We start from the raw sequence: 21,317 nt of genomic DNA, 5'->3' as shown, positions 1-21,317 counted from the left end.
CGCCGTCGTCCCGCCCTCGGCGCTACGCCGGGGTGCGGCGGTTCCCGCGCTCATCTCTTCACTTGTGGCCCCGGCGCGAGCGGGAGAAGAAGCCCGCCGCGTGGACCGCGTTGACGCCGACGATCCCGCCCCAGGTCACCAGCAGCCCGGCCAGCCCCGCGTTGACGACGCCGATCGCCGACAGCGGGATCGCGAGCACCAGGGACACCCCGACGAAGCCGAACCGCTCGCCGAGCCCCAGCCCCGCGCCCTCCTCGCCTCCCTGCGGGTGCGCCCCGCGCGCGGCGGCCATCTGGCGCTCGGCCCGCTGCCGCCGCAGCTCCCGGTCCGACGTATCGTCGAAGCGCCGCTCCACCTTCTCCATGAAGGCGTCGATCAACTCGGACTCGTACTCCGCGCCCAGCTCCTTGCGGGTCTGGAGGGTCGCGTCGAGTTCCCTTTTCAACTCCGGGTCATGGGCATTCATGGGTACGAAGGTACGGTCGCGGGGACGCTCTGTCGGTAGGGCCAGCCCCCACGAAAGGCGCAGGGGGCCGAAAGGAGTCAGTTCCGTGACCGCACCTCTCCTCACCTCCCTCGCCGCGCCGGGCGGTGACCGCCCCGACGCGCTCACCGTCGGCGGCCGTGCCCTCTCGCGCGAGGACCTGCTGGGCGCCGCGGGCGCGGTGGCCGCCCGGGTGGCCGGGGCGCCGGTCGTGGCGGTCCGGGCGACCCCGACCGCGGAAACGGTGACGGCGGTGGTCGGCGCGCTGCTCGCCGGGGTGCCCGTGGTCCCCGTACCGCCGGACTCCGGACCCGCCGAACGGGACCACATCCTGCGCGACTCGGGCGCCGCCCTGCTGCTGACCGGCGAACCGCTGACCGGCGACCCCGGCGCCGACGCCCCGGTCGAGACGGTGCCCGTGGAGACGGTGCCCGTCGACCTGACCGAGCGGGCGGCCTGGACGAAGCCCGAGCCCGACCCGGAGTCCACCGCCCTCATCCTCTACACCTCGGGCACCACGGGCGCGCCCAAGGGCGCCCTGATCTCGCGCCGCGCGGTCGCCGCCGACCTCGACGGGCTGGCCGAGGCATGGGCCTGGACGCCGGACGACACCCTGGTCCATGGGCTGCCGCTGTTCCATGTGCACGGCCTGGTGCTCGGCGTCCTCGGCGCGCTGCGCACCGGCAGCCGCCTCGTCCACACCGGCAAGCCCACCCCGGCGGCGTACGCGGCGGCGGGCGGCAGCCTCTACTTCGGCGTGCCGACGGTCTGGAACCGCGTCGTCCAGGACCCCGAGGCCGCCCGCGCCCTGTCCGCCGCCCGCCTCCTGGTCTCCGGCTCCGCGCCGCTGCCCGCCCCGGTCTTCCGCGACCTGGAGCAGCTCACCGGCCAGCGCCCGGTCGAGCGCTACGGCATGACCGAAAGCCTCATCACCCTCTCCACCCGCGCGAACGGCGAACGCCGCCCCGGCTCCGTCGGCACCCCGCTCACCGGCATCCGCACCCGGATCGTCGCCGAGGAGGGCGCCGAGATCGGCGAACTCCAGCTCACCGGCCCCACCCTCTTCGACGGCTACCTCAACCGCCCCGAGGCCACCGCCGGTTCCTACACCGACGACGGCTGGTTCCGCACCGGCGACATCGCCGCGCTCGACCCGGACGGCTTCCACCGCATCGTCGGCCGCGCCTCCACCGACATGATCAAGTCCGGCGGCTACCGCATCGGCGCGGGCGAGGTCGAGAACGCCCTCCTCGACCACCCCGCCGTCCGCGAGGCCGCGGTCGTCGGCGCCCCGCACGACGACCTCGGCCAGCAGATCGTCGCGTACGTCGTCGCCGACGGCATCGGCGAACAGGCCCTGATCGACTTCGTCGCCACCCAGCTCTCCGTCCACAAACGCCCCCGCAAGGTCCGCTTCCTGGACGCCCTCCCCCGAAACGCCATGGGCAAGCCCCAAAAGAAACTCCTCCCCCCGGCCTGACCCCGTCCTCTCCTACACTCAGCGACCACGACGGCTGAGTGGAGAGACGATGGCCCGCGCATGGGAAGCCGACCCGTCCGCATCGCTCGCGCGCCGATGAGTAGAAAATCGGCGCGCGAACGCGGTCTTGACGGCCCCCGACTCGACCCCGCCCAGGGCGAAGTGCTTTCCCTCGACGCCTACCGCCGCGACTTCCGCGAGCGGCAGTGGACTATCGACGGCCAGGACTCATGGAAGCTGGAGCGCCAACAGGGCTTCAGGGAGCCGGGATTCGCCAGCTGGGAGGCGTTCGCCCGAGGCGACTGGGACGCATCCCTCCGCCTCATCGAGGAGGAGCGCGACTATCTGCGGGAGTTCTCGCAGGACGTCGAACGTCACCGGATCACCCTGTTCCGGGTCCGGGTGGTCGAGCAGCCGATCGCCCCGTATCTGCAATGGGAGCTGCATCTGCTGCGGCTGCGCGCCGAATGCGGTGAGCAGATCCGGGTGATCGGCCCCGAGCACCTCGGTGAGCTGGAGAGTTCCGGACCGCTGCCGGAACTGCTGACGCTCGGCGACCGCACGACCTACCAGATCCGCTATTCGGACGAGGGAATCCTCGACGGCGCCGTGCGGTTCATGGACCCGGCGACTACCGCACGCTGCCGTGCGCTGTCCAGGAATCTCTACGCCGCCGGTGAGGACCTGACGTCGTACTTCGCCCGTGAAGTAGCACATCTGCCGCCACCATCGCCGGGGTAGCCGACCAGCCTGCGTGTGCTTGCCTCCTACGACGACCCCCAGGCGGTCGCGTTACGCGAACGCATCGTGGCCGCCCGGGGGTGGCGCAGCCGTCAGGAGTGCTCGGCGCGGTCGAATGTGGCGGCCCCGGACTGGGGCAGCCAGACGAGTCGTGTGGCGTGGATGGACTCGTCGGTCCGGCGACCGAAGTACCAGGTTGCCCGCTCGGGGGACTTGAGGGAGAGCTGCCGGGTTCCGTCCACGCTGGTCACGCGCACGGCGCCGTCGTCGAAAACCAGGCCCCAGGCGGCGATGGCGCCGTCCCGTAACCCGGGTTCCACGTCATACTCCTGGACCACGGCGAAGAGTTTGGGTGCGAAGTCGGTGACGAGGTCGCACAGTTCCTTGTCGAAGGTTTCGGGCGTCTCCATATGAGCCTCCGAGAGGTTGTCGCCGCTCCTTCGGGCATGCCGGTGCCAGGGCAGCGGGCATGGAGGGAGCGGTACGCTTCCGGCTTGGCCGGTCATCGCTAAGTGATGAACGCATCACTTACGGTAGACACAAGGTTGTGCTGGCGCAACCTTGTGTTGGAGATTCGGCGATCTGCTTGGATCTGGGTGATGGCTGTGCAACAGACGCGCGACAGCCTGAGGGGAGGGCACATGCCGCCGAGGACTCAGCCAACGGCGCGACGACGGCGCCTGGGTGCGGAGCTGAGGAGGATGCGCGAAGCAGCTGGTATGACTGCCCGCGAGGCTGCCGAACTGATCGGGACCAACCCGATCCAGATGAGCCACATGGAGGCAGGCAAGGCTGGTGTGAGCGAGGCACGCCTGCGGCGTATGGCGTCCCAATACGCTTGCCTCGATGATGCGTTGGTCGACGCGTTGGCCGCCATGGCTGGTGAACGGGGTGGCGGATGGTGGGAGGAGTACCGGGGAACTCTTTCGCACGGCGCGCTTGATCTTGCGGAGCTGGAGCATTTCGCCGCGCGGATGCGCACCCTTCAGGCGGCATACGTTCCGGGATTGCTGCAGACAGAGCGGTATATCCGGGGTCTTCAGTCGTATCGGCTGCCCAAGCCGCCCGAGTCGCATAGCGAAGCACTGACCGCGTTTCGTAGGCGGCGTGCCGAGGTGCTGGATCGCGAGTCGCCTCCTCGTTTCGAGGCCGTCATTCACGAATCCGCCTTGCGTACGCGGGTCGCAGACCGAGCGACCGCGCGTGAACAGCTCATCTACCTGCTGGAGCAGTCCGAGCGGCCGAATGTCGACGTCCGCGTCATCCCCTTCGCCGCTGACGGTTTCGGCGGGTCGGGCGACTCCATGCTCTATGCGGACGGTCCTGTGTCCAAGCTCGACACCGTGCAGATCGATGCGCTGCACGGCTTGTTCCTGCTGGACGCGGAGTCACAACTCGTGCGGTACCGAGCACTCTTCAAGAAGGCCGTGACCTTCTCTCTCGGTATCGACGAGTCCCGGGATTTCATCAAGCGGGTCGCTGAGGAACTGTGAAAGGTATGGCCATGCTGCATGAGGTGAACTGGCGGAAGTCGACGTACTCCGGGCACGCCGACAACAACTGCGTTGAGCTGACGACTGCTGAAGGAAAGGTTCTGGTGCGCGAGAGCGAGGACCCCGGGGCGGTCGTCACCACCACCCGCGCCTCGCTCGGGACCTTCATACGCACCGCCAAGCGTGGCGGCCTCGACGACCTCGCCCCGTCTCGGTGAGGTGCCTGGCTCCGTAGTGCCTGGCGGGCCCGTGCCGGGAGGGTTCGGTCAGAATGCTGCCGGAGCCAGTGCCCGGTTACCGGAAGGCCATGGCTCTCTTGTCGAGCTGGAGGTGGGGATGTTCAAGCGTTGGCGCTGGCGTTGGCGCGGTCGGTTGCAGACGATCAGCTTCTCGTTCTTCGGGCAGAGCGCCAGTGTGGACTTCAGCCAGAGCGAGCGTGACCGAGCACGCTCGGTTCTGCTCCGGCTGGAGGACCACCGGGTGCTCCATGCGCCCTATGACGTCGAAGAGGAAAATGGGTCCTGGGGCTCCATAGAGGCGCTGCGTGCCTATCTGAACGAGCAGATCGAGCAGTGCGAGTCCGAGGAATTGCGGGACCAACTGCGCGCGATGCGCGCCGCTGTGAGGCAGTGGCTGACCGATGTCGAGTCAGCGCGCAAGTTCACCGAAAGCAACCATCCGGACGCGTCACCCACGGATCGGGATCGAATCCAATGGACATGGGGGCTTCAGGCACTGGGTGTGCTGCGTGGGCGGGTGGGAGTTGCCATCGCTGAGATCGGCCGGACGTTCGACATTCCGATCGATGGCGACCTCGTCCACATCACGCCGCCTGACGTGGAGGATTCCGAGCGAGGCTCCAGGCTGTCGCCGCTGTATTTCGGGAACGAGTAGCTGTGCCACAGGGAACGGACTGGGTCGGCGAGGCTGATCGTGCCGCCTTGGCCGCCGAGGTGTGCACCGCGTTGGAACGGTGTTGTCCGGGCTCAGCCGTGGAGTTGACCGGTTCGCTGGGGTCAGGCACTGCGGACGCCTTCAGCGACATCGATATCGCGTGGGTGGTACCGGACGCGCGGTTCCCGGACTGCCTGGGGTGCGTGGCCGAGGTACTGAGCGACCGCGACGAGATCCGGACCCGCGTCCAGAGCCTCGTCGGCGAACTCACCGATGGAGGCCGCGGGTGACCCCTCCGCACCGGGGCAATCCGCATCACCGACCTGATGACCGAGCACGCCGATGAGGTCCTGGCGATCCGCCACGGGCCGAGTGAGTGAGGTGCGGACGGCGCCTCGTCAGACCTTCTCGACTCGCACGGAGTGTCCCGCGAGGAGTTGATTCATGTCGTCGGTGTCGGAGGTGAAGACGGTTGCCTGAGCTCCCTGCGCGGCTTCCCGCCCGGCCAAAGCCGCCAGAATGGCGTCGATGGCGTACTTGTGCCCATGCAGCCCGGCTGCCTTCAGCATGTCGCGCGCCATGGCGATCACCCGGTCGTCCGTGTGCACGACGCGGATCCGCGACAGCGTCCAGTCCCACAGTGCCTGCCGCGACGTCTCGTGCGGGTCCCATGCCTCCAGGATCGTGAGCGCCGAGGTGACGATCGGGATGTCGAGCCGCGGAGCCGTCTTGATCAGCGCAGCCATCTCCCGGTCGCCCCGCACCGCCTTGGAGAGGGCTTCGGAATCAAAAACGAAGACGCGCTGTCGCGGCCGAGCCGGCTTCGCTCGGGCGGTGCGGCTCACGCAGCCTCGCCCGAATGGGATCGCTGCTCGTCATGCCAGCCGTCGATGGCGGCGATGCGGTCCAGCGCTGCTTGCTGCTCGTCGTCCGTTACGGCGCCGTGCTCTTCTTCGAGGCGCTCGGCCAATTCGTGCAGTCGGTCCATGGCGTCTTGATGGGCGGCGGCGGCGGCGATGTAGCTGGACACTCCACGCGCGTCGACGCGCTCCTTGATCGATTCCACCAGCTCTTCCGGCACGGTGATGGTGATCTTCCGGGTTGCCATACTTTGAGTATGCCATGTTCTGGGAGGTGCGGCCTGCCTGGGCAGCACAGGACCGGTGCGGTCCGCCTCAATCGGGCTCGGTGACGTACGGACGGCCGGGGGCCGGTTCCGGGGTCAGGATCATGCGGTCCGGGACGTGGGCGGTGTCGTGGCGGGCCAGGGCCCAATAGAGGGCGGCGGGGATGGCGAGGCCGATGAGCCAGGAGATGTCGGCGCCGCCCAGGGGGGTGACGAAGGGGCCGGTGTAGAAGTGGGTGGAGAGGAAGGGGAGTTGGGCGAGGACGCCCAAGGCGTAGGCGGTGAGGGCCTTCCAGCGCCAGGCGCCGTAGCGGCCGTTGGGGTCGCTGAGGGCGGGGATGTCGTAGCGCTCCTTGGCGATGGCGTAGTAGTCGACCAGGTTGATCGCGCTCCACGGGGTGAAGAAGGTCAGCAGGAACAGCAGGAAGTCCTTGAAGGAGGACAGGAAGCTGTCCTTGCCCAGGAGGGCGACCGCCGTGCCCGCGACCATGATTCCGGCGATGTAGGCGGTGCGGCCGCGCGGGGAGAGGGTGGCGTGGCCGCGGAAGCCGCTGACGCTGGTCACCATCGACATGAACCCGCCGTAGGTGTTGAGGACGTTGATCGTCAGCTTGCCGAGGGCGATGACGAAGTAGAGCAATGAGGTGATCAGGGCCGCGCCGCCGCCCAGGCCGACGACGTACGAGACCTCGTGGCCGATGAAGGCGTCGCCGGCCGCGGCGGCCGTGAGGGCGCCGAAGGTCATGGACCACTGGGAGCCGAGGACGGTGCCCGCGAGGGTCCAGGAGAACGTGGCCCGGGCGGAGGTGGTGCGCGGCAGGTAGCGGGAGTAGTCGGCGACGTACGGGCCGAAGGCGAGCTGCCAGGAGGCGGAGAGCGACACCGCGAGGAGGAAGAGCGGGAAGTCGAAGCTCCGGTCGTGGAGGAGGGCGGCCAGGTCGGCGCGGTCCAGCAGCCGGATGCCCAGGTAGACGAAGGCCAGGGCGCAGACCACGCCCGCGATCCGGCCCAGAGTGTGGATCAGGCGGTAGCCGACGGCCGCGGCCACGGCGGTGACCAGGGCGAAGAGGATGATGCCGGTGGTGTCGCCGAGGTGGGTGAGTTCGCCGACGGCCTGGCCCGCCAGCACGCTGCCGCTGGCGAAGAAGCCCACGTACATGACGATGACGAGCAGCAGCGGGACGATCGCGCCGCGGACCCCGAACTGGGCCCGGGAGGAGATCATCTGGGGGAGGCCGAGCCGTGGTCCCTGGGCGGAGTGGAGCGCCATGACGGCTCCGCCGAGCAGGTTGCCGACCAGCAGGGCGATGACCGACCAGAAGGCGCCCACGCCGAAGACGACGGCCAGGGCGCCGGTCACGACGGCTGTGATCTGGAGGTTCGCGCCGAGCCACAGCGTGAACTGGCTGAAGGCGGTGCCATGGCGTTCCGCGTCGGGGACGACGTCGATCGAGCGCTGCTCGACCAGCGATGGCATACGGGGCTACTTCTTCGTGAGGCCGTGGTCGGCGGCCCAGTCGGCGGCCACCTCGTCCGGGTCCTTCTTCTCCTTGTCGACCAGCTTGTTGAGCCGGGCCAGTTCGTGGGTGGTGAGGGCGACGCCCAGCTTGGCCAGGGCCTTGCGGACCTTGGTGTCGGCCTTGGCGGCGCGGATGACGGGGACGATGTGCTGGGCGGGGATGAGGGCCTTGGGGTCGGCGAGGATCACCCAGCCGTTGCCCTCGATGTCGGGGTCGGTGGAGAAGAGGTTGGCGACGTCGACGTCGCCCTTCTTCAGGGCGCCCTTGACCAGCGGGCCGGAGGCGTCGAGGGCCTTGAACTCCTTGAAGGTGACGCCGTAGCGGTCCTTGAGGCCGACCAGGCCGACGACCCGGTTCTTGTCCTCGGCGGGGCCGCCGAAGACGAGCTTGCCGTTCCGCTTCTTCAGGTCGGAGAAGCTGCGCAACCCGTACTTGTCGGCGGTCTCGCGGGTGACGCAGAAGACGTCCTTGTCCTCGGCGGCCGCGTACGAGAGGGCTTCGAGGCCGCTCGGGAGGGCGACGGTGAGGGCGTTCTGGAGGTCGCCCGCCTGGGTCTGGGGTGCCTTGTCGTCGAAGTGGAGGAGCAGATTGCCCTGGTACTCGGGGAGCAGGTCGATGTCGCCCTGCTGGAGGGCGGGGATGACGATTTCGCGGGAGCCGAGGTTGGGACGGACGCTCGTCTTGATGCCCGCGCCGCTCAGGGCCTCGGCGTAGAGGTAGCCGAGGAGCTGGTTCTCGGTGAAGTTGGCGGTGCCGATGACGAGGCCGCCCGCGCTGCTGCCACCGCCCTCGCCGCCTCCGCCGTCGCCCTTGAGCGAGGTGATGCCGCCGCCGCAGGCGGCGAGGGTGGGCACGGACGCTCCGGCGAGCAGGCCGCCGAGCAGTTTCCTGCGGTTCATGGGATCTCCGTAAGGGGTCAGGCGGCCTGGGAGGGGGCGGGGCGGTTGCGGAAGAGCAGGCGTTGTACGGAGGCCAGGGCCAGGTCCAGGGCGATGGCCAGGACGGCGACCAGCACCGCTCCGCCCAGGACCTGCACCAGGTCGCGCTGGGCCAGCCCGTCGAAGACGTAGCGGCCGAGGCCGCCGAAGCTGACGTACGCGGCGATGGTGGCGGTGGCGACGACCTGGGTGCAGGCCAGCCGCAGCCCCGTCATGATCAGCGGGAGGGCGAGCGGGATCTCGACCTGGAAGAGGACGTGGTGCCAGCGCATGCCCTGGCCGCGCGCCGCGTCCCGGACCTCGGGGTCGACGGCGGCCATGCCCGCGTACGTGTTGGTGACGATGACCGGGACCGCGAGGGCGACCAGCGAGACGTAGACCGGCCACATGCTGAGCCCGCTGGCCAGGAAGACCAGGGTGACCAGGCCGACGGTGGGCAGCGCGCGCCCGAAGCCGGAGATGTTGATGGCGAGGAACGCGCCGCGCCCGGTGTGGCCGATGAGCAGCCCGACCGGCAGGGCGATGAGGGCGGCGACGAGGGTGGCCAGCAGCGAGTACTGGAGGTGTTCCAGGAGGCGGGTCGCGATGCCGTCGGGGCCGGACCACTGGGCGCCGCTGGTCAGCCATTGGCCGAGGTTCTTCAGCAGTTCGATCATGTCAGGCACGCCTCCTCAGCCAGGGGGTGCACAGCCACTGGATGGCGACCAGCACGGCGTCCGCGACCAGGGCGAGCAGCAGGGACAGGACGACTCCGGCGACGACCGGCGTGGGGTAGTTGCGCTGGAAGCCGTCGGTGAACAGCTGGCCGAGGCCGCCGTAGCCGATGTAGCTGGCCACGCTGACCAGGGAGATCGCCATCACGGTGGAGACCCGTACGCCCGCCATGATCACCGGGAAGGCGAGCGGCAGCTCGACCGTGAGCAGGGTGCGCAGCGGGCGCGCGCCCATCGCCGTGGACGCCTCGCGCGCCTTGGCGGGGACGCTGTCCAGGCCCTCGACGGTGTTCCGGAGCAGCACGGTCAGGGTGTAGATCGTGAGGCCGGTGATCGCGGTGGTGCGGGTGAGGCCGGTGAGCGGCAGCAGCAGCACGAAGATCGCGATGGAGGGGATGGTGAACAGGACGTTCGAGAGGCCGAGGAGGACGCCGCGCAGCGGCCGTACGCGATGCGCGATGACCGCCAGCGGCACCGCTATCAGCAGGCCGAAGAGGACGGCTGGAACGGCGGTGGAGAGGTGGTCGAGGGTGAGCGTGGTGAGATCGTCCACGTGGTCGGGGAACCAGTCCCAGTCGACGGTCATGCGGTCACGCTCGCGTCGGGGTCCGGGGCGTCCTCAGCCGCTTCGGTGTTCGTACGGCCCGCTTCCGCGTGGCGGCGGCCCGCGTGCTCGTGGATGTGCTCGCGCCCGGTGACCCCGGTCAGCACGCCGTCCGCGTCCACCCGGGCGACCAGCCCGGCGGGGGAGGCCAGCGACTCGTCGAGGGCGGCCAGCAGCGAGTCGGAGTCGCGCAGCGGGCGCACCGGCAGCAGCGGTGCGTTGTCGCCGTCCGGGCCCTCGGAGTCGCGCCAGCCCAGCGGCTCGCCGCGGCCGGAGGTGACCAGCCGCCAGCGGCCCTTGTCATCGGCGGGCCGCTGGGGGAGACCGGCGAGGGTGGACAGCGAGAGCAGCTTGAGCCCGCGCTCGGCACCCAGGAAGCCCGCCACGAAGTCGTCGGCGGGGGCCGCCAGCAGCTCGGCCGGGGGCGCGCACTGCACGAGGTGGCCGCCGGTGCGGAAGATCGCTATCCGGTCGCCGAGGCGGACCGCCTCGTCGATGTCGTGGGTGACGAAGACGACCGTCTTGCGCAGCTCGCTCTGGAGCCGCAGCAGCTCGTTCTGGAGCTGGGTGCGGACGACCGGGTCGACCGCGCCGAACGGCTCGTCCATCAGCAGCACCGGCGGATCGGCGGCCAGCGCCCTGGCCACCCCGACGCGCTGCTGCTGACCGCCCGAGAGCTGGTGCGGATAGCGCTTCCCGGAGCCCTCGGGCAGCCCGACCAGCTCCAGCAGCTCGGCGGCGCGCGCCCGTGCTTTGCGACGGCCCCAGCCCAGCAGCAGCGGGACGGTCGCGATGTTGTCCAGGATCGTGCGGTGCGGGAAGAGTCCCGCCTGCTGGATCACGTAGCCGATGCCGCGCCGCAGCTCGGCGGCGTCGGCCTTGAGGACATCACGGCCGCCGACGCTCACCGTGCCGCTGCTCGGCTCGACCATGCGGTTGACCATCCGGAGGGTGGTGGTCTTGCCGCAGCCGGACGTGCCGACCAGGACGGTGATGTCTCCCTCGGGTAGTTCGAGGTTGAGATCGTCGACGGCGGTGGTGCCGTTCGGGTAGTGCTTGCTGACGTGCTTGAAGCTGATCATCCGCTTCCCCTTGCCCTGCCTGCATATAGTCATGCACAGTCATAGTCGAGTGAATAGAAGTCAATAGGTGTGCGTTAATCGCCGGTTACTTCTGTTCGCGATATGGGACGTAAACGCTTGGCGGCTAGCCCGTAAAGGGTGGGTTCGAGAGGGGTTGCCCTGGATGGTGTCTCACATGCTGGATTCGACGGCGACCGCCTACGGCGCGGGTGCCTCGGGTGTCACCGCCGCACCGCGGATCACGCTCGACGGCCACGGCCTGCGCGTCGTCGATGTCGTACGCCTGGCCGACCGCAGAAACCTACCCGCAGCCCCCGACCCCGCCGCCCTCGCCCTCGCCGAACGCGCCTGGGAGACCGCCGACCGGCTCGCCGCCACCGGACGGGTCTACGGCCGCTCCACCGGCGTCGGCGCCAACCGCACCGAGGAGGTCGGCCCCGGCGCCGACCACGGGCTGCGGCTGCTGCGCAGCCACGCCGGGGCCATCGGCGCCCCGCTGCCCGGCCGCGAGGTCCGCGCCATGATGGCCGTCCGCGCCAACCAGGTACTCGCGGGTGGCGCCGGGCTGCGCTCCTCCGTCGTCACCTCGCTCGTCCGGGCGCTGGACGCCGGTGTCCACCCCGTGGTCAACGAGTTCGGCGCGGTCGGCACCGGCGACCTCGCCGCGCTCGCCCAGGCGGGCCTGGCCCTCGTCGGCGAGCACCCCTGGGATCTCGCCGACGCCGCCCCCGGCGGCAAGGCCCCCGACCCCATCACCCTCGACAGCAACGACGCCCTCGCGCTCATCAGCAGCAACGCCCTCACCCTCGGCCAGTCCGCGCTCGCCCTCGACGACCTGCGGCGACTGCTGTCCGCCTCGCTCGCCGTCGCCTCGCTCTCGCTCATCGCGGTCGGCGGCTCGTACGAGGCGTACGCCGAACCCGTCCAGCTCGCCCGCCCGCACCCCGGCTCCATCCGCGCCGCCGCCCACATACGCGCCCTCCTCGGCGCCCCGGCCCGGCCCACCCCGCCGCTCGGCCGCATCCAGGACCCGTACGGCTTCCGCTGTCTGCCGCAGATCCACGGCCCGGCGCTGGACGCGGCCGACGCGCTGGAGCGGGTGCTGAACGTCGACGTCAACGCCGCCGCCGAGAACCCGCTGATCAGCTCCGCCGACGAGGCCGCGTACCACCACGGCAACTTCTACGCCGCGCACGCCGCCCTCGCCCTCGACCACTTCCGGCTCGCCGCCCTCCAGACCGCGCGGCTGTCCACGGCCCGGCTCGCCGCGCTCAGCGAACCCGACTTCACCCGGCTGCGCCCCTTCCTCGGCGACCCCGCGCCCGCCAGCTCCGGCGTGATGATCCTGGAGTACGCGGCGGGCGCGGCCCTCGGCGAGATGCGGGCCGTCTCCCACCCCGCCTCCCTCGGCCACGCCGTGCTCTCCCGTGGCGTCGAGGAACAGGCCAGCTTCGCCTCGCTCGGCGCCCGCCAGACGCTGCGGGTGGCCGACCACTACCGGCAGGTGCTGGCCTGCGAACTGGTCGCGGCGGTCCGCGCCCTGCGCCAGCGCGGGCTGGAACCGGAGCCCGACGTACCGGCTTCCGCCGCGTATGCCCTGGCGGCGGAAGTCCTCGATCCGCGGATGGAGGACCGGCCGTTGACGGAGGATGTGGCCGACGCGGTGGGTCTGCTGGACCCGCTGGCCGACGTGTGCGAGGGCGTTGAGCTTGCTGTGGCGCGTGAGAGCGCTGAGGGTCAGGAGGACTGATGAGTACGGACAACGGGGTGGCGGATGCGACCGGCGCGAACGGGGGCAGCACTGCCCGCCTCCAGGCGCTGTTCGAGGGCCACCGGCTCACCCCCACCCAGCGCCGCATCGCCCACTGCATGGTGCGGCGGGCGGCCGACGCCCCGTTCCTCTCCAGCGTCGAACTCGCCGAACTCGCGGGCGTCAGCCAGCCCTCCGTGACCCGTTTCGCGGTCGCGCTCGGCTTCGACGGCTACCCCGCGCTGCGCAAGCACCTGCGCGACGTCGCCCCCACCGCCGACCAGCGGGCCGCCGGGGACGGCGCGTACAACGAGTACCAGCAGGCCGTGCAGTCCGAGATCGACAACCTGCGCCACCTCGCCGCCCTGCTCGCCGACCCCGAACCCGTCCTCCGCGCCGGGCGGTTGCTCGCCGCGTCCCGTCCGCTGCCGGTCCTCGGGCTGCGCGCCGCCTCCGCCCAGGCGCGGGGCTTCACGTACTTCGCGCGCAAGGTCCACCCTGACGTCCGGCTGCTGGACGAGGGCGGCACGATGCTCGCCGACCGCGTCGACGCCGCCCACCGCGCGGGCGCCACCGCCCTGCTGTGCTTCGCCCTGCCGCGCCATCCGCGCGAGGTCGTGGAGGGGCTGGAGTACGCGCATGACACCGGCCTGACCGTCGTCACCGTCGCCGACAGCGCCTTCGCCCCGGTCGCCCGCCACAGCGATCTGCTGCTGCCCGCAGCTGTCGGGACGGGGCTGGCCTTCGACACGGCCTGCGCGCCGATGCTGCTGGGGCGGGTGCTGCTGGAGGCCATGTGCGACGCGCTGCCGGACGCGCAGGCGCGGCTGGAGGAGTTCGACGCGCGGGCGGCCGCGCGGGGCCTGTTCGTGGAGTAGCCCCCGGGCGGTAGCCACCCGCTCCACCGGCGGGAAGCCGCTGCGCGGCGGCTCTCCCCTGACCCGCCCCTTCCCGAAACCGGGGGCACCCCGGGCCCCGGCCTGGTTGGGGTTTCGCCGCCGGGTGCGGCCCGGTGGCCGGGTTGTGCCCACCCGTCCCGCCCAGCGGGACGATTGCCCACAACCGGGGGGCAGGTAGCCCCCGGCACCCACCACGCACCCAGGCGCACCCACCCGGCACTCGCACCCCGCCGCCGCGCTACAGGCCCGTCAGGCCCTCGGCCTCCGCGCCTCCGCTTTCCGCCACGATCTCCGCCACCGTCTGGGGCTTTCGCACCTCCGCGAAGCGGATGCCGTTGTGGTCGGGTGCGAAGCCGTATACGCCTGGTCTGGGCAGGCTGTTGTAGGCAAAGTGGTTGGAGAAGTAGTACGCCCCCGTGTCCAGCAGGCCCACCAGGTCCCCCGCCGCCAGCTCCGGCAGCGCCCGGTTCTCGGCCACCAGGTCGCCCGCGAAGCAGCAGGGGCCCGCGATGTCCTGGGTGACCGGCCCGCCGGGGCCGGTGCGCTTGGGGTGGCCGTCCGCGTCGTACGCGGCGACCCGCAGCGGCCAGGAGGAGGGGGCGAAGACCGTACGGGTGGCCAGCTGCGCGCCCGCGTGCGTCACGGCGATCGGGCGCCCGCCCGCCGACTTCGCGTACTCGACGCGCGCCAGCACCACGCCCGACTTGGCGAGGAGCGACCGCCCGAACTCGGTGACCAGCCCGTACCGCCCGTCGAGGAGACCGGGGACGGTGGTCTTGAGCAATTGTGTGTACTCCCGGTAGCTGGGTGTCACCTCGTCGGACGTGAAGTTCACGGGGAGGCCGCCGCCGATGTCGAGGGTGTCGATCTGGCGGCGGCCGATGGCCTCGTTGATCTCCTCGGCGAGTTCGTACGCGGCCTGGACGCCCGCCGCCATCAGCTCCAGCGGGCAGCCTTGCGAGCCGACGTGGGCGTGCAGCCGGGTCAGCCAGGGGCGCTCGGCGAAGGCGCGTACGACCCAGTCGCGCGCCCCTACGTCGCGCAGCGCGACCCCGAACTTGGAGGTCGCCGTGGCGGTGCTGAGCGCGCCGATGCTGCCGCCGCCGACCTGCGGGTTGACCCGCAGGCCGAGCGGGGAGCGGGGGTGGCCCGCGCTCGCCACGAGCGCGTCGAGGCGGGCCAGCTCCTGCGGGTTGTCGGCGTTGAGGGCGATGCCCAGATCGAGGGCTTCGCGCAGTTCGGCGGGGGTCTTGGCGGGCGAGTCGAGGACGATGCGGTCGGGACCCACCCCGGCCGCCCGGGCGAGGGCCAGCTCGCCGGGGCTGGCCACCTCGCAGCCCAGCCCCTCGTCGGCCAGCAGCCGCAGGACGGGCACGAGCGCGGCGGCCTTCACGGCGAAGGCGTGCAGCACGGGCGTGCCGGGCGCCACGACCTCGTCGAACGCCGCCCGCAGCTCGGCGGCGGCGGCGCGGATGCCGGTGACGTCGAGCAGCCCGACGACAGGCTGCCCGTCCCCGAGCAGCCCCTGCGCGACGGCGGCTCGTACGGCCCGCTCCCGCCGCTCCACGGCACCGCCCGACCCTGAACCCGGATGCGCAGTCATGCCCTCACCCAACCACCCGACCCGCGAAGCGTGCCAGGCCGACGCCACCACCACGGCGGACGGCCTGGCCCCACCGCTCCGTCGGGCCACTCGGCTGCCCCGGCCCCCGGGTGGGTGGCCCGGCTCGGTGCCGCGTCAGGGCGCGGGCCCGGCCCGCCGTGCTTGTCCCGCGCTGGGCCGGAGCGGACCGGGCTACTCGGCTGCCCCCGGACCCCGGGCGCGCGGCCTGGCTCGACGCCGCGTCGCGAGGCGCGGGCCTGCCCCGCCGTGTTGCCCCACGCTGGGCCGGGGTGGGCCGTGCCACTCGGCTGCCCGGGTCTCCGGGCGGGTGACCCTGGGGGCTCGGGGCGCCCCGTGCGCACTCGGAACCGGGGCCGGTCCGGTCCGGCCATCCGGCTGCCCCGACCTCTGCGGCCCGGGGGCGCCCTCGGCCCCGGTGGAGGCCGGGGCGCGGCGGCGGGGCACCCCGCTCACAGCTCCACCAGCACCGCCCCCAGATGGCGCCCCTCCAGCAGCTCGACCAGGGCGCGGGGGGCCTGGTCGAGGCCGGGGAGGCGGGTGTGGGGGTAGGTGATGGCGCCCTCGCGCAGCGCACGGCCGAATTCGCGTACGTACGCGGGCAGCGCGTCCGGGTGGTCGTAGCCGCTGATGCCCCGGAGCGTGACGCCGCGGGCGATGAGGGCGAGGGTGCTGATCGGGGTGGTGGCGAGGGCGTCGTCGGACAGCTGGGCGGCGAGCGCGCCGACGATGGCGAAGCGCGCCCTGCGGCGGGCCAGGGCGAGGGCGGCGCGCAGCTGCTCGCCGCCGACGGTGTCGAACAGGACGTCGATGCCGTCCGGCGCCGCCGCCCGCAGCTGCTCCTCGATGGGGCCCGCGCCCCGGATCACGGCCGCGTCGTAGCCCAGCTCCCCGATGAGCCGGTCGGCCTTCGCTCGGGAGCCGGTGGAGCCGATGACCCGCGCGGCGCCGTGGAGCCGCGCGAACTGCCCGGCCAGGGTGCCGACGCCGCCCGCCGCCCCGGTGACGAACACCGTGTCGCCGCGCCGCACCCCGGCGCCCCGCACCACGCCCAGCCAGGCGGTGAAGCCCTGCGAGAGGTACGCGGCGGGGTCGGGCAGCGCGTCGGGGTCGAGCGGCCGCGCCTCGGCCGCGTCGAGTACGGCGTACTCGCGCCAGCCGGAGTGGTGCCGTACGAGGGCGCCGACGGCCGGACCGGAGTCCGGCGGGGCGCTGACCACCTCGCCGATGGCCGGGCCCCGCATGACGTCACCGACCCGGCTCCGCAGCTGCGGCAGGCCGAGCGCGCCGGGATCGGCCGAGGTGAGCGGGCGCATGGCGGCGGCGACGCTCATCAGCCGGTTCCGGACCAGCACCTGGCCGGGGCCGGGCGTGGGCAGCGGGGCGTGGACGACCTCGAAGTGGTCGGTGGTGAGCGGCGCTTGGGGCCGGGGCCGGGCGGCGAGGCGCACCTCGCGATGGGTACGGGGCAGGGGCACGGCAGGACGCTAAGTCCTGGCGCCCGCGCCCCGCGCACGCCTCTCCGCGCACGCCCCTCGGTGGAACCACCCGGGTGTATGCCGCCCTCGCCCTATTGACTAGCTATATTCATCGCATTCAAGATGTGAATAACTCGATCCAGTCGATGGCAGGGAGGCATGGCCCATGTCAGGACCGCGACCCGTACGGGCCCCGCGAGGTACGGAGCTGAGCGCCCGGGGATGGCAGCAGGAGGCCGCCCTGCGGATGCTGCAGAACAACCTCGACCCGGAGGTCGCCGAGCACCCCGACAAGCTCGTCGTCTACGGCGGCACCGGCAAGGCGGCCCGCGACTGGCGTTCGTTCGACGCCATGGTCCGCACGCTGCGCACGTTGAAGCAGGACGAGACGATGCTCGTCCAGTCGGGCCGTCCGGTCGGCGTCATGCAGACCCACGAATGGGCGCCCCGCGTCCTGATCGCCAACTCCAACCTGGTCGGCGACTGGGCGAACTGGGAGGAGTTCCGCCGCCTGGAGGCGCTGGGCCTGACCATGTACGGCCAGATGACCGCGGGCTCGTGGATCTACATCGGCACCCAGGGCATCCTGCAGGGCACGTACGAGACGTTCGCGGCGGTCGCGGAGAAGAAGTTCGGCGGGACCCTCGCCGGGACGATCACCCTCACCGCCGGTCTCGGCGGCATGGGCGGCGCCCAGCCGCTCGCGGTCACCATGAACGACGGCGTCGCGATCTGTATCGACTGCGACCCGCGCGCCATCGAGCGACGCATCGAGCACCGCTATCTGGACGTCCGTGCCGACAGCCTGGACCACGCCCTCCAGCTGGCGACCGAGGCGCGCGACGCCCGCCGCCCGCTCTCCATCGGCGTCCTGGGGAACGCGGCCGAGCTGGTCCCGCAGCTGCTCGCGATGAACGCGCCGATCGACATCGTCACCGACCAGACCAGCGCCCACGACCCGCTCGCGTACCTGCCCATCGGGGTCGGCTTCGACGAGATGGCCTCGTACGCCGCCGAGAAGCCCGCCGACTTCACCCAGCGGGCGCGCGAGGCGATGGCCCGGCACGTGGAGGCCATGGTCGGCTTCATGGACGCGGGCGCCGAGGTCTTCGACTACGGCAACTCGATCCGCGGCGAGGCCCAGCTCGCGGGCTACGAGCGCGCCTTCGCCTTCCCCGGCTTCGTCCCGGCCTACATCCGGCCGCTGTTCTGCGAGGGCAAGGGCCCGTTCCGCTGGGCGGCGCTGTCCGGCGACCCGAAGGACATCGCGGCCACGGACAAGGCGCTCCTCGACCTCTTCCCGGAGAACGAGTCCCTCGCACGCTGGATCAAGATGGCGGGGGAGCGGGTCCACTTCCAGGGCCTGCCCGCCCGCATCTGCTGGCTCGGCTACGGCGAGCGCGACAAGGCGGGGGAGCGGTTCAACGAGATGGTCGCGGACGGGACGCTCGCCGCCCCGCTGGCCATCGGCCGCGACCACCTGGACTGCGGCTCGGTGGCCTCCCCGTACCGCGAGACCGAGGCCATGCTCGACGGCTCGGACGCGATCGCCGACTGGCCGCTGCTGAACGCCATGGTCAACGTCGCCTCGGGCGCCTCCTGGGTCTCGATCCACCACGGCGGCGGCGTCGGCATGGGCCGCTCGATCCACGCGGGCCAGGTGACGGTCGCCGACGGCACGCCGCTGGCTGGCGAGAAGATCCGCCGCGTCCTGACGAACGACCCGGGGATGGGCGTGATCCGCCACGTAGACGCAGGCTACGACCGCGCCGACGAGGTAGCCGCCGACCGCGACGTCAGGATCCCCATGAGGGAGACGGGAGAGTGACCGTTGTGGGCAATCGTCCCGCTGGGCGGGACGGGTGGGCACAACCCACCCACGCACCCGCACCCGCGCACGAAACCCCGTCGTTCCACGAGATGTGGCGCGACCTAGCCCCGATCGGCCGCAACGGCACAACGAACGGCTACCGCCGCTACGCCTGGACCGGCGCCGACGCCGACTGCCGGGCCTGGTTCCAGGCCCAGGCGGAGACCCGCGGCCTCACCTACGAGCTGGACCGCAACGGCAACCAGTGGGCCTGGCTGGGCGACCCCACGGCAGGAAACGCCGTGGTCACCGGCTCCCACCTGGACTCCGTCCCCGACGGCGGCGCCTTCGACGGCCCCCTCGGCGTCGTCTCGTCCTTCGCCGCCCTCGACGAGCTACGGGCCCGCGACGCACACCCCACCAAACCCCTCGCCATCGTGAACTTCGGCGACGAGGAGGGCGCCCGCTTCGGCCTGGCCTGCGCAGGCTCCCGGCTCACCGCGGGACAGCTCGACAAGGACCGGGCGCACGCCCTCCGGGACGCGGACGGGATCACCCTGCCGCAGGCCATGGAGCGCGCCGGGTACGACCCGGAGGCCATCGGCCCGGACCCGGAGCGGCTGGCCCGCATCGGCGCCTTCGTGGAGCTGCACATCGAGCAGGGCCGAGCCCTGGACGACACAGCAAACCCCGTCGGCGTCGCCTCCGCGATCTGGCCCCACGGCCGCTGGCGGTTCGACTTCCACGGCGAGGCGAACCACGCCGGGACGACCCGCCTCGACGATCGCCGTGACCCCATGCTCACGTACGCGAACACGGTGCTCGCGGCCCGCAAGAAGGCCCGTATCGCGGGAGCCCTGGCGACCTTCGGCAAGGTCGGCGTCGAGCCGAACGGGGTGAACGCGATCGCCAGCCTGGTGCGCGGCTGGCTGGACTCCCGGGCGCCCGACGAGGAGACCCTGGCCGCCGTCGTCGGCGAGATCGAGCGTGCGGCGGTCGAGCGCGGGCAGCGCGACGGGGTGGACGTCCGGGTCACCCGGGAGTCCTTCACCCCCGTCGTGGAATTCGCCCACGACCTCCGCGACCAGCTGTCGGGCCTGCTCGGCGGCGTTCCGGTCCTCCCCACCGGGGCCGGACACGACGCGGGCATTTTGTCCGCGTCGGTTCCGACCGCCATGCTGTTTGTAAGGAACCCCACCGGCGTCTCGCACTCACCCGCGGAGACGGCGGGCGAGGATGACTGCCTCGCCGGTGTGGCCGCGCTCGCGCAGGTACTGGAGGGGTTGGCGTGTCACTGACGGCGCAGACCTACTGGGCGGAGTACGCCTGGCTGGACGGCCAGGTGGTGCCGGACGTGGTCATCGTGGTGGCCACGGACGGGCGGATCAAGGCCGTGCGGCCCGGGAGTCCCGCACAGCACCCGGCCGGGTCCGTCACCCTGCGCGGGCTGACCGTCCCCGGCCTGGCCAACGCCCACAGCCACGCCTTCCACCGGGCCCTGCGCGGCATCGTGCAGGCGGGCGCCTCGGCGCGCCCGACCGGCGGCGCGGCCCCGGACTCGTTCTGGACCTGGCGCACGCTGATGTACGAGGTGGCCGACCGGCTCACCCCGGACAGCTACTTCGATCTCGCGCGCGCCGTGTACGCCGAGATGGCCATGGCGGGCATCACCTGCGTCGGCGAGTTCCACTATCTCCACCACGCGCCCGGCGGCAGCCGCTACGCCAACCCCAACGCCATGGGGGAGGCCCTGATCGCGGCCGCGACCGAGGCCGGTATCCGCATCACCCTCCTCGACACCTGCTATCTCTCCTCCGGTTTCGGGGCGGAGCCAAATCAGCACCAGCTCCGCTTCTCGGACGGCACGGCGGACGCCTGGGCCGAGCGGGTCTCCGCGCTCAAGGGCGACGGCAACACCCGGATCGGCGCCGCGATCCACTCGGTGCGGGCCGTCCCCGTCGATCAGCTGGCGACCGTCTCCGGCTGGGCCGAGGGGCAGGCGGCACCGCTCCACCTCCACCTCTCCGAGCAGACCGCCGAGAACGACGCCTGCGTCGAGGCGCACGGCTTCACCCCCACCCGGCTGCTCGCCGACCACGGGGTACTGGGCCCGCGCACGACCGCCGTGCACGCGACCCACCTCACCCCCGGCGACATCCGGCTGCTGGGCCAGTCGGCCACCGGCGTGTGCATGTGCCCGACCACCGAGCGTGACCTCGCCGACGGCATCGGCCCGGCCGCCCAGCTGCACCAGGCGGGCTCACCGCTCTCCCTGGGCAGCGACAGCCACGCCGTGATCGACATCCTCGAAGAGGCCCGCGCCATGGAGCTGGACGAGCGGCTGCACACCCGCACCCGTGGCCACTGGACCGCCGCCCAGCTGCTGCGCGCCGCCACCGCCGACGGTCACGCCGCGCTCGGCTGGGGCGCGGACACCGGCCGGATCGAGGTGGGCGCGCTCGCCGACCTCACCACGATCGCGCTGGACTCGGTTCGTACGGCGGGGCCGCCACCCCGGCTGGGCGCCGAGACGGCGATATTCGCGGCGACCAGCGCGGACGTCCGGCACACCGTGGTCGGCGGCCGCCATGTCGTACGGGACGGGGCCCACCAGCTCGTCCCGCGCGTGCCCGAAGCACTGACCGAGGCCATCGCGGCCCTGCACGCCTGACAACAACACGGCT

General features: G+C 71.9%; 22 protein-coding genes. 11 read left to right on the top strand and 11 right to left on the bottom strand.

The features are described from left to right. Window positions 1-58: 58 nt before the first annotated feature. On the bottom strand, window positions 59-466 hold the full coding sequence (locus ACFV9T_RS33160; protein WP_385446202.1) for a hypothetical protein: 408 nt from the start codon (window positions 464-466) through the stop codon (window positions 59-61). Window positions 467-551: 85 nt separating this feature from the next. On the opposite strand from ACFV9T_RS33160, the gene ACFV9T_RS33155 reads away from it, so the two are divergent. Both ACFV9T_RS33155 and ACFV9T_RS33150 read left to right on the top strand, forming a co-directional pair. Then, window positions 552-1,964, top strand: a complete 1,413-nt coding sequence (locus ACFV9T_RS33155) for an acyl-CoA synthetase (RefSeq protein ID WP_385446201.1) — start codon at window positions 552-554, stop codon at window positions 1,962-1,964. A gap of 96 nt (window positions 1,965-2,060) precedes the next feature. Next, window positions 2,061-2,705 (top strand): DUF6879 family protein, encoded by a 645-nt coding sequence (locus tag ACFV9T_RS33150; RefSeq protein ID WP_385446200.1) that lies wholly within the window; start codon window positions 2,061-2,063, stop codon window positions 2,703-2,705. Between the two features lie 92 nt (window positions 2,706-2,797). Here ACFV9T_RS33150 and ACFV9T_RS33145 read toward each other — a convergent pair whose 3' ends face one another. After that, window positions 2,798-3,115 carry a hypothetical protein gene (locus tag ACFV9T_RS33145; RefSeq protein ID WP_385446199.1) on the bottom strand — a complete coding sequence of 106 codons (318 nt, stop codon included), beginning with the start codon at window positions 3,113-3,115 and terminating at the stop codon, window positions 2,798-2,800. A gap of 189 nt (window positions 3,116-3,304) precedes the next feature. Here ACFV9T_RS33145 and ACFV9T_RS33140 point away from each other — a divergent pair, with 189 nt between their 5' ends. The 4 genes from ACFV9T_RS33140 to ACFV9T_RS33125 all read left to right on the top strand — a co-directional run bounded on the left by ACFV9T_RS33140 (window position 3,305) and on the right by ACFV9T_RS33125 (window position 5,382). Then, window positions 3,305-4,198: a helix-turn-helix domain-containing protein gene (locus ACFV9T_RS33140; protein WP_385446198.1), complete on the top strand. Its 894-nt coding sequence runs from the start codon at window positions 3,305-3,307 to the stop codon at window positions 4,196-4,198. A gap of 5 nt (window positions 4,199-4,203) precedes the next feature. After that, window positions 4,204-4,416, top strand: coding sequence for a DUF397 domain-containing protein (locus tag ACFV9T_RS33135; protein WP_385446197.1), 213 nt, complete (start codon window positions 4,204-4,206; stop codon window positions 4,414-4,416). A gap of 118 nt (window positions 4,417-4,534) precedes the next feature. Continuing rightward, entirely contained in the window at window positions 4,535-5,092 is a 558-nt protein-coding gene (locus ACFV9T_RS33130) for a hypothetical protein (protein ID WP_385446196.1), read from the top strand. A 47-nt stretch (window positions 5,093-5,139) separates the two neighbouring features. Next, a complete protein-coding gene (locus tag ACFV9T_RS33125; protein ID WP_385446195.1) occupies window positions 5,140-5,382 on the top strand; it encodes a nucleotidyltransferase domain-containing protein in 243 nt (80 codons plus the stop codon). A 108-nt stretch (window positions 5,383-5,490) separates the two neighbouring features. Here the strand turns inward: ACFV9T_RS33125 and ACFV9T_RS33120 are convergent, their stop codons facing one another. The 7 genes from ACFV9T_RS33120 to ACFV9T_RS33090 form a co-directional block, all read right to left on the bottom strand. Further along, window positions 5,491-5,937, bottom strand: a complete 447-nt coding sequence (locus ACFV9T_RS33120; RefSeq protein WP_385446194.1) for a PIN domain-containing protein — start codon at window positions 5,935-5,937, stop codon at window positions 5,491-5,493. Further along, a complete protein-coding gene (locus ACFV9T_RS33115) occupies window positions 5,934-6,200 on the bottom strand; it encodes a hypothetical protein (protein WP_385446193.1) in 267 nt (88 codons plus the stop codon). Before ACFV9T_RS33115 ends, ACFV9T_RS33120 begins: the two co-directional genes overlap by 4 nt. Before the next feature lie 67 nt (window positions 6,201-6,267). Beyond that, entirely contained in the window at window positions 6,268-7,695 is a 1,428-nt protein-coding gene (locus ACFV9T_RS33110) for a purine-cytosine permease family protein (RefSeq protein ID WP_385446192.1), read from the bottom strand. Between the two features lie 6 nt (window positions 7,696-7,701). Next, entirely contained in the window at window positions 7,702-8,637 is a 936-nt protein-coding gene (locus ACFV9T_RS33105) for an ABC transporter substrate-binding protein (protein WP_385446191.1), read from the bottom strand. Between the two features lie 17 nt (window positions 8,638-8,654). Beyond that, window positions 8,655-9,332, bottom strand: coding sequence for an ABC transporter permease (locus tag ACFV9T_RS33100; protein ID WP_385446190.1), 678 nt, complete (start codon window positions 9,330-9,332; stop codon window positions 8,655-8,657). Window position 9,333: 1 nt separating this feature from the next. Further along, window positions 9,334-9,975 carry an ABC transporter permease gene (locus ACFV9T_RS33095; RefSeq protein ID WP_385446189.1) on the bottom strand — a complete coding sequence of 214 codons (642 nt, stop codon included), beginning with the start codon at window positions 9,973-9,975 and terminating at the stop codon, window positions 9,334-9,336. Next, window positions 9,972-11,075 carry an ABC transporter ATP-binding protein gene (locus ACFV9T_RS33090; RefSeq protein WP_385446188.1) on the bottom strand — a complete coding sequence of 368 codons (1,104 nt, stop codon included), beginning with the start codon at window positions 11,073-11,075 and terminating at the stop codon, window positions 9,972-9,974. The genes ACFV9T_RS33095 and ACFV9T_RS33090 overlap by 4 nt, the downstream gene beginning before the upstream one ends. A 163-nt stretch (window positions 11,076-11,238) precedes the next feature. On the opposite strand from ACFV9T_RS33090, the gene ACFV9T_RS33085 reads away from it, so the two are divergent. Together ACFV9T_RS33085 and ACFV9T_RS33080 are read left to right on the top strand one after the other, a co-directional pair. Next, entirely contained in the window at window positions 11,239-12,825 is a 1,587-nt protein-coding gene (locus ACFV9T_RS33085; protein ID WP_385446187.1) for an aromatic amino acid lyase, read from the top strand. Then, entirely contained in the window at window positions 12,825-13,703 is an 879-nt protein-coding gene (locus ACFV9T_RS33080; protein ID WP_385446186.1) for a MurR/RpiR family transcriptional regulator, read from the top strand. Before ACFV9T_RS33085 ends, ACFV9T_RS33080 begins: the two co-directional genes overlap by 1 nt. A 259-nt stretch (window positions 13,704-13,962) precedes the next feature. Here ACFV9T_RS33080 and ACFV9T_RS33075 read toward each other — a convergent pair whose 3' ends face one another. Further along, window positions 13,963-15,327 carry a diaminopimelate decarboxylase gene (locus ACFV9T_RS33075; RefSeq protein WP_385446185.1) on the bottom strand — a complete coding sequence of 455 codons (1,365 nt, stop codon included), beginning with the start codon at window positions 15,325-15,327 and terminating at the stop codon, window positions 13,963-13,965. Window positions 15,328-15,797: 470 nt separating this feature from the next. Next, window positions 15,798-16,823: a zinc-binding dehydrogenase gene (locus ACFV9T_RS33070; protein WP_385446184.1), complete on the bottom strand. Its 1,026-nt coding sequence runs from the start codon at window positions 16,821-16,823 to the stop codon at window positions 15,798-15,800. Window positions 16,824-16,989: 166 nt separating this feature from the next. Here ACFV9T_RS33070 and hutU point away from each other — a divergent pair, with 166 nt between their 5' ends. The 3 genes from hutU (at window position 16,990) to ACFV9T_RS33055 (ending at window position 21,304) form a co-directional block, all read left to right on the top strand. Continuing rightward, window positions 16,990-18,651 (top strand): urocanate hydratase, encoded by a 1,662-nt coding sequence (hutU, locus tag ACFV9T_RS33065; protein WP_385446183.1) that lies wholly within the window; start codon window positions 16,990-16,992, stop codon window positions 18,649-18,651. Window positions 18,652-18,743: 92 nt separating this feature from the next. Continuing rightward, on the top strand, window positions 18,744-19,931 hold the full coding sequence (locus ACFV9T_RS33060; protein WP_385446182.1) for an allantoate amidohydrolase: 1,188 nt from the start codon (window positions 18,744-18,746) through the stop codon (window positions 19,929-19,931). After that, on the top strand, window positions 19,922-21,304 hold the full coding sequence (locus ACFV9T_RS33055; RefSeq protein WP_385446181.1) for a formimidoylglutamate deiminase: 1,383 nt from the start codon (window positions 19,922-19,924) through the stop codon (window positions 21,302-21,304). The genes ACFV9T_RS33060 and ACFV9T_RS33055 overlap by 10 nt, the downstream gene beginning before the upstream one ends. The last annotated feature ends 13 nt before the right edge of the window (window positions 21,305-21,317 follow it).

Source organism: Streptomyces sp. NPDC059850 (assembly GCF_042731515.1).
GTDB lineage: Bacteria > Actinomycetota > Actinomycetes > Streptomycetales > Streptomycetaceae > Streptomyces.
This window is presented reverse-complemented; position numbering and strand designations above follow the sequence as displayed.

Excerpts from the sequence above, each read along its gene's own strand:
- ACFV9T_RS33100 (WP_385446190.1), bottom strand. The coding sequence starts at position 9,332 with ATGATCGAACTGCTGAAGAACCTCGGCCAATGGCTGACCAGCGGCGCC.
- ACFV9T_RS33075 (WP_385446185.1), bottom strand. The coding sequence starts at position 15,327 with ATGACTGCGCATCCGGGTTCAGGGTCGGGCGGTGCCGTGGAGCGGCGG.
- ACFV9T_RS33090 (WP_385446188.1), bottom strand. The coding sequence starts at position 11,075 with ATGATCAGCTTCAAGCACGTCAGCAAGCACTACCCGAACGGCACCACC.
- ACFV9T_RS33150 (WP_385446200.1), top strand. The coding sequence starts at position 2,061 with ATGAGTAGAAAATCGGCGCGCGAACGCGGTCTTGACGGCCCCCGACTC.
- hutU (WP_385446183.1), top strand. The coding sequence starts at position 16,990 with ATGTCAGGACCGCGACCCGTACGGGCCCCGCGAGGTACGGAGCTGAGC.
- ACFV9T_RS33145 (WP_385446199.1), bottom strand. The coding sequence starts at position 3,115 with ATGGAGACGCCCGAAACCTTCGACAAGGAACTGTGCGACCTCGTCACC.
- ACFV9T_RS33085 (WP_385446187.1), top strand. The coding sequence starts at position 11,239 with ATGGTGTCTCACATGCTGGATTCGACGGCGACCGCCTACGGCGCGGGT.
- ACFV9T_RS33135 (WP_385446197.1), top strand. The coding sequence starts at position 4,204 with ATGGCCATGCTGCATGAGGTGAACTGGCGGAAGTCGACGTACTCCGGG.
- ACFV9T_RS33130 (WP_385446196.1), top strand. The coding sequence starts at position 4,535 with ATGTTCAAGCGTTGGCGCTGGCGTTGGCGCGGTCGGTTGCAGACGATC.
- ACFV9T_RS33115 (WP_385446193.1), bottom strand. The coding sequence starts at position 6,200 with ATGGCAACCCGGAAGATCACCATCACCGTGCCGGAAGAGCTGGTGGAA.
- ACFV9T_RS33060 (WP_385446182.1), top strand. The coding sequence starts at position 18,744 with ATGTGGCGCGACCTAGCCCCGATCGGCCGCAACGGCACAACGAACGGC.
- ACFV9T_RS33080 (WP_385446186.1), top strand. The coding sequence starts at position 12,825 with ATGAGTACGGACAACGGGGTGGCGGATGCGACCGGCGCGAACGGGGGC.
- ACFV9T_RS33105 (WP_385446191.1), bottom strand. The coding sequence starts at position 8,637 with ATGAACCGCAGGAAACTGCTCGGCGGCCTGCTCGCCGGAGCGTCCGTG.
- ACFV9T_RS33095 (WP_385446189.1), bottom strand. The coding sequence starts at position 9,975 with ATGACCGTCGACTGGGACTGGTTCCCCGACCACGTGGACGATCTCACC.
- ACFV9T_RS33160 (WP_385446202.1), bottom strand. The coding sequence starts at position 466 with ATGAATGCCCATGACCCGGAGTTGAAAAGGGAACTCGACGCGACCCTC.
- ACFV9T_RS33110 (WP_385446192.1), bottom strand. The coding sequence starts at position 7,695 with ATGCCATCGCTGGTCGAGCAGCGCTCGATCGACGTCGTCCCCGACGCG.
- ACFV9T_RS33140 (WP_385446198.1), top strand. The coding sequence starts at position 3,305 with ATGGCTGTGCAACAGACGCGCGACAGCCTGAGGGGAGGGCACATGCCG.